Raw genomic sequence first — 5,891 nt, 5'->3', positions numbered from 1 at the left:
CCAGAACGGGCCGAACCCGAAGCCGAAGGTGAATGGCGCCGGCGCGGCATATGGGTACGGCCGATAGTAATAGGGCCGCCCGTAATAATAGGAGCCGTACGGCCGATAATAGGAATAGGGCCGATAGTACGGCCGGTAATAAGGACGGTAGCCGTGGTGATAGTGGCGACGATGGTAATGGTGATGATGGCGCTGCGCGCTGATATCAGTCGCCTTGCCTGCTTGCCGCTGCGGTGCCGCGGCCTGCGGCTTGGCTGATGCCGCGGCGGTTGCCGATGCCGGCGCTGTCAACGCGAATGCACAAGCGACAGCCGCAACACCGATCCATCTCATCATGATCAACTCCTGCAGATTGCGATTGATATCATCTCGCGTGGGCGAATCTGCCGGTTTGATGGCTGAGAACGACAACAGGCCCGCTGCTCACGGGCCTGTGTCTCATCTGCGCTGATACGCCGCGCGATCAACGGCGCCAGTGGCGACGATGCCCCCAGCCGCGGTGATGTCCGCGATGCCAGCCACGATGCCAGCCGCGCCCGCCCCAGCGTACCTGCGTGGTCGTCTGGTTCGCGTTGTCCTGAACCGTTGCGGCTGTACCCGGCGTGGCGAGCGACATCGCGCTTGCACGCTCGGCCGGCGCCGCCAACACCAACACGGCACCGACGGCCGCCAGTCCCAGAACCTTCATCGCCTTCATGAATTGTCTCCTTGATCCCTTTAAGTCACGTCTTGCAACGAACGATCAGATCTTGCTTTGACGCGTTTTCTTCACGCGAGCCGACGTCCATCCCGCATCACGTGCGGGACAGGCTCCGCTGGAAAACGCTTGAGCTTTCGAATCGACCCCCGTTGCCGCGACGCAGATCGCAAGCAGAATGCGGACGACGTGAATGGGAAGTGAATAACTGCGCCACGATCATGAATGCTGCGAGCGCGCTTCAGGTTCCGACACAGCCGCAGGATTTTTCGTGTCGACGCGTAAATCCGGCATAGACTATGGTCGCATGTTGTGAGGTGCCTCTCGCAGGACATCGCCAATGGCACAACAAGGCCCGCGCAAATGGTTGGCACTCGGCGCAGCAGCGCTCGGCGGTTCCATCATTTCAATCGATGTCGCGCTCGCCTCGCAAGGACCGGGCGGCGCCATGGGCACTGTAAGCCATCTCACGCAATTGCTGATGGCGGTCGCGGTCTATGGATCGATGGGAGTGATCGCGGCTGTTGCGATGATCGGCGCGACGCGCCGACATACGCGCAACTAGCCCGGCCGCCAGAAGCAGTTCATGCGCGGCGTGATCACGGTACCGCTCGGCCGGTGCTCCTGCACATAAGTCGCGGTGCAGTCGCGGACGGCGTTCGGACCGGGATTGTAGCGCGGGATGACATCGGGTTCCCAATGATCGGGCCGGGACCGGTAGATCGGCACACGCTTCAGCCGGCGGCGCTCGACGACGCGCTCGCGCACGACCGGTGCCGCCTCGCCGACGCGCGCCTCAGCTGCCGCGCTCTGTGCCTGCGCCTCCGTCGCCGGGAGCGAGAGCCCGACTGCTACAGCCAACGACGCTGCTGCCACGATCCGTTTCATTACGCCCACCCAAGCTCGATTCTTGAGCCCCATTCGTGGGCGGCACGGTCTCCCATTGCGCCGCCAAGGTCAACTGCGCTGGCGCCGCCGACAGCACTCGCGCTAAAGGAGTGTCATGTGGACCACAGAAAAAGCCCCCTCGCTCGCCGAGATGGAGGCCATGGCGCACGAGGTTTTCGAGCGCCTGCCCAAGACGTTCCGGGCCCTCTGCGAGGGCCTGATCATCCGCGTCGATGATTTCCCGACCGACGAGGTGCTCGACGAGATGCAGGCCGAGAGCGAGTTCGACCTGCTCGGCCTGTTTCAGGGCATCGGCCTGCCGCAGCAGAGCCATAGCGACGTGGCCCGGCTGCCCAACCTGGTCTGGCTGTACCGCCGGCCGATCCTGGATTACTGGGCGGAGCACGACGAGACCCTCGGCCACATCGTCCGCCACGTGCTGATCCATGAGATCGGGCACCATTTCGGCCTCTCCGACGCCGATATGGAGGCGATTGAGGCCGATGCGGGCTAGCCCTGCAGAAATGGCCCTTTTACCGCTGTCACATTCGCGATAAACAACCGGCCGATATCCGCTATTTTTTGCCCGGGAAGAGCACCGATGGACAAGTTCACCACGCTGGAAGGCGTCGCGGCGCCGCTGAAGATCATCAATGTCGACACCGACATGATCATTCCGAAGCAGTACCTCAAGACCATCAAGCGCACCGGCCTTGGCAAGGGGCTTTTCTCCGAGCAGCGCTACAAGGACGACGGCAGCGAGAACCCCGATTTCGTCCTCAACCAGCCCGCCTATCGCAACGCGAAGGTGCTGGTCGCCGGCGACAATTTCGGCTGCGGCTCGAGCCGCGAGCACGCGCCCTGGGCGCTGCTCGATTTCGGCATCCGCTGCGTGATCTCGACCTCGTTCGGCGACATCTTCTACAACAACTGCTTCAAGAACGGCATCCTGCCGATCCGCGTGTCGCAGGAGGACCTCGACAAGCTGTTCGACGACGCCGAGCGCGGCGCCAACGCGACGCTGACCATCGACCTCCCCAACCAGGAGATCCGCGGTCCCGACGGCGGCAAGGTCAAGTTCGAGATCGACCCGTTCCGCAAGCACTGCCTGATCAACGGCCTCGACGACATCGGCCTGACGATGGAGAAGAAGGCGTCGATCGACAGCTACGAGACCAAGCTCAAGGAACGCGCCTGGGCTTGAGGCTCAGCGCATCATCGTGCCCCGGTGCCGTCAGGCGCCGGGGCTTTTCTTTGCCGAATTCGCTCGCCGCAAACCCGCTGATAGCTGACGCGCATGCTGCCTGACATCGTCACCTTCTGGCACGGCTCGATGGACGCGCTGCGCCAGACCTGCCTGCGCTCGCAGGTGGCGGCGGGGCACAAGGTCACCGTCTACAGCTTTGATCCGATTCCCGGCCTGCCCGACGGTATCGGCAATGCCGAAGCCGAAGCCGTACTGCCGCATTCGTTCGCGGAGAAGCTGCGCCCGGCGGAGCCCGACGGCTCGTGGCGCGACTGGACCATGCTGCAGTTCAGCGACTTCTTCCGCATGCGGTTGATGGCACAGCGCGCCGGCCTCTGGCTCGACGCCGACGTGCTGCTGCTGAAGGGCGTCGAGCTCGATCCGGCAAAGCCCTATTTTGCCTGGGAGCGGCCGCGGCAGCTCGGCAACTCCGTGCTGTATCTGCCGCCCGACGATCCGATCGTGCGCGCCTTCGAGGCGCTGATGCAGCAGGACGAGCTGATCCCGGACTGGCTGGCGCTGCGCCACCGCCTGACCTTTGCGATGCGCCGGCTGCGCGGCAAATCCAGCCGCCTCGCCGACATCCGCGTCGCGATCTACGGCCCGGCGGCGCTCACCGCGCTGGCGCGCCGCGCAGGCGAATTGCAGCACGCGCTGCCGAAGCGATCATTCTACGCCGTGCACGCCGAGCCGAGACTGTTCTTCGAACCGTCGGATTTTTCGCGCTACCTGAACGATCCCGGGATCATCGGCCTGCACATCTCGCCGAAGGGGCGCGGCAAGGAGGCGCCGATCCCCGGCAGCCTCTACGCGTGGGCGGCGGAGAGGTTTGGCGCGCGATAATCACCCTCCCCTGGAGGGGCGCACCGCCAAAATATCGAAAACAACCCCATGCAAAGTAGCCGGCGGCTGCCGGCGCTCGACATGGCAGCTTGACTCGTCGGGCAAATCAGCGGCACTCTTCTATTATTCAGAAATCATGCAACCGCCCCGCGGCTATGGCATATCATGGGCGTCGGAGAGGTTTGGCAGCTGATACAGGCGCGGTCTTACCCTCTCCCCTTGTGGCAGAGGATGCGCTCGCGAAGCGAGCGCGGGTGAGGGGTTTCTCTCCGCACGGATAAATCTCGCTAGCGGAGACAACCCCTCATCCGGCGCTTCGCGCCACCTTCTCCCACAGGGGGAGAAGGGAAGACGCTTCGCTGGGCTAATGCCCCATCGCGGCGATTGCATCGGCGATCGCGATGGTGCGCCTGGCCATTTCGGCGTGCAGGCGCTCGACCATGCGGCCGTCGAGCTGGATCGCGCCGCGCGAGGCGTTCTCCGGCTTCTCGAAGGCGGCGATGATCTTGCGCGCTTCGGCGACCTCGGCCTCCGGCGGCGTGAAGATCGCGTTGCAGGCATCGATGTGGCTCGGATGGATCAGCGTCTTGCCGTCGAAGCCGAGATCGCGGCCCTGCGCGCATTCCTCGGCGAAGCCGTCGACATTGCTGATGTCGCTGTAGGGCCCGTCGAGGATCTCGAGCCCGTGCGCGCGGGTCGCCAGAATGCAATGCGTGATCATCGGGATCATCGCCGCGCGGCCCGGCTTCATCCGGATCCGGGTCTCCCGCGCAATGTCGTTCGGCCCGAACACGAAGCCGGCGAGCCGGGTTTCGGAATCCTTCGATGCCGCGGCCAGCTTGTCGGCGTCGAGCACCGCGCGCGCGGTCTCGATCATCGCCCAGACCCGGATCGAGGCAGGCGCATTGATGTCGCTGAGGCGATCGGCGACGGCGTTGAGATCGTCGACGGTCGAAATCTTGGGAACCAGGATCCCGTCCGGCTGCGCCTTGCCGGCCATGCCGACGTCGTCGACCCACCAGGGCGTGTCGAGCGCGTTGATCCGGATCAGGACCTCGCGCTTGCCAAAGCCCCTGGCCGCGACCGCCTTGGCGATCTGCTCCCGCGCCGTGGCCTTGGCGTCGGGAGCCACGGAATCCTCCAGGTCGAGGATAATGCCGTCCGCCGCCAGCGTCCGGGCCTTCTCCAGCGCCCGTGCATTCGATCCCGGCATGAACAACAGGCTGCGGCGCGGACGGGTCATCGACATTCTCCTGGGGGCTTGGGCTCCGCCAGTGTCCATTGTTTGGGCATCGGGCGGAACCATTCTTCAACGCTGCCGTATCATCTCAGGCCACACGCCGAAAGTCTTGTTCCCGTTACCCGCATGTGGTTAGCCAGAGGCCATGAAATTCTTTCCGAAGCAGTTGATCGACGGCTACCGGACGTTCGCGACCCAGCGGCTGCCGACCGAACAGTCGCGCTACCGCGACCTATCGGAGCGCGGCCAGTTTCCCGAGACCATGGTGATCGGCTGCTGCGACTCCCGCGTCTCGCCGGAGGTGATCTTCGACGCCGGCCCTGGCGAGTTGTTCGTGGTCCGCAACATCGCCAATTTGGTTCCGGTCTATCAGCCCGACAGCAACGCCCACGGCGTCTCGGCCGCGCTGGAATATGCCGTGACCGTTTTGAAGGTGAAGAATATCGTGGTGCTGGGCCACGCGCAGTGCGGCGGCATCCGCGCCTTCGTCGACAAGATCAAGCCGCTCACGCCCGGCGACTTCATCGGCAAATGGATGCAGATGTTCATCAAGCCCGGCGAGGTCGTCGAGCAACGCGAGCATGAGACGATGCAGGATTTCGTCGTTCGCATCGAGAAGGCCGCGGTGTTCCGCTCGCTGGAGAACCTGATGACCTTCCCGTTCGTGCGCGAGCGCGTGGAGAGCGGCGAGATGCAGCTGCACGGCGCCTATTTCGGCGTCGCCGAAGGCTCGCTGTTCGTGCTCGACCGGGTCGCGAAGGAATTCATCAGCGTCCGCGACGAGCTGAAATCAGGCGGGTAGAGCGTTTTTGAGCGAAGTGGACACCGGTTCGCGTGAAGAAAACGCGTCAAGACAAGAATCTAGAGCTTCGGTTCTGATTCAATCAGAACCGAAACGCTCTAAAGCGGGATGGGTTTAGGTTGAATCGATTTGGGATTCCCAAATCAGTGTGTTTCTGATTCACCATGCTGGCTGG

General features: G+C 63.8%; 9 protein-coding genes. 5 read left to right on the top strand and 4 right to left on the bottom strand.

Annotated features, from left to right (window positions below; translation table 11 throughout):
• The coding region (locus PMN64_RS41510; protein WP_411784938.1) for a hypothetical protein at nt 1–336 on the bottom strand (336 nt) is incomplete at its 3' end.
• A 127-nt stretch (nt 337–463) separates the two neighbouring features.
• Nucleotides 464–697: a hypothetical protein gene (locus PMN64_RS41505; RefSeq protein ID WP_016847632.1), complete on the bottom strand. Its 234-nt coding sequence runs from the start codon at nt 695–697 to the stop codon at nt 464–466.
• Between the two features lie 340 nt (nt 698–1,037).
• Here PMN64_RS41505 and PMN64_RS41500 point away from each other — a divergent pair, with 340 nt between their 5' ends.
• Nucleotides 1,038–1,262, top strand: coding sequence for a hypothetical protein (locus tag PMN64_RS41500; protein WP_411784937.1), 225 nt, complete (start codon nt 1,038–1,040; stop codon nt 1,260–1,262).
• Here PMN64_RS41500 and PMN64_RS41495 read toward each other — a convergent pair.
• Nucleotides 1,259–1,585 (bottom strand): hypothetical protein, encoded by a 327-nt coding sequence (locus PMN64_RS41495; protein WP_304498100.1) that lies wholly within the window; start codon nt 1,583–1,585, stop codon nt 1,259–1,261. The two genes, PMN64_RS41500 and PMN64_RS41495, sit on opposite strands and share 4 nt — an antisense overlap.
• A gap of 115 nt (nt 1,586–1,700) precedes the next feature.
• On the opposite strand from PMN64_RS41495, the gene PMN64_RS41490 reads away from it, so the two are divergent.
• From PMN64_RS41490 to PMN64_RS41480, 3 genes are all read left to right on the top strand, one after another.
• Nucleotides 1,701–2,099 (top strand): metallopeptidase family protein, encoded by a 399-nt coding sequence (locus PMN64_RS41490; RefSeq protein WP_016847635.1) that lies wholly within the window; start codon nt 1,701–1,703, stop codon nt 2,097–2,099.
• 87 nt (nt 2,100–2,186) lie between these two features.
• Complete coding sequence (gene leuD, locus PMN64_RS41485; protein WP_016847636.1) at nt 2,187–2,789, top strand: 3-isopropylmalate dehydratase small subunit; 603 nt, start codon at nt 2,187–2,189, stop codon at nt 2,787–2,789.
• Nucleotides 2,790–2,882: 93 nt separating this feature from the next.
• Nucleotides 2,883–3,674, top strand: coding sequence for a hypothetical protein (locus PMN64_RS41480; protein ID WP_411784936.1), 792 nt, complete (start codon nt 2,883–2,885; stop codon nt 3,672–3,674).
• Between the two features lie 364 nt (nt 3,675–4,038).
• Here the strand turns inward: PMN64_RS41480 and PMN64_RS41475 are convergent, their stop codons facing one another.
• Nucleotides 4,039–4,917: an HpcH/HpaI aldolase/citrate lyase family protein gene (locus PMN64_RS41475; protein WP_411784935.1), complete on the bottom strand. Its 879-nt coding sequence runs from the start codon at nt 4,915–4,917 to the stop codon at nt 4,039–4,041.
• A gap of 142 nt (nt 4,918–5,059) precedes the next feature.
• On the opposite strand from PMN64_RS41475, the gene PMN64_RS41470 reads away from it, so the two are divergent.
• Nucleotides 5,060–5,716 (top strand): carbonic anhydrase, encoded by a 657-nt coding sequence (locus PMN64_RS41470; protein ID WP_028340853.1) that lies wholly within the window; start codon nt 5,060–5,062, stop codon nt 5,714–5,716.
• Nucleotides 5,717–5,891 lie beyond the last annotated feature (175 nt).

Source organism: Bradyrhizobium sp. UFLA01-814 (assembly GCF_046718885.1).
GTDB classification, from domain to species: Bacteria; Pseudomonadota; Alphaproteobacteria; order Rhizobiales; family Xanthobacteraceae; genus Bradyrhizobium; species Bradyrhizobium elkanii.
The sequence above is the reverse complement of the archived record's forward strand: the minus strand, read 5'-3'. Positions and strand labels throughout refer to the sequence as shown.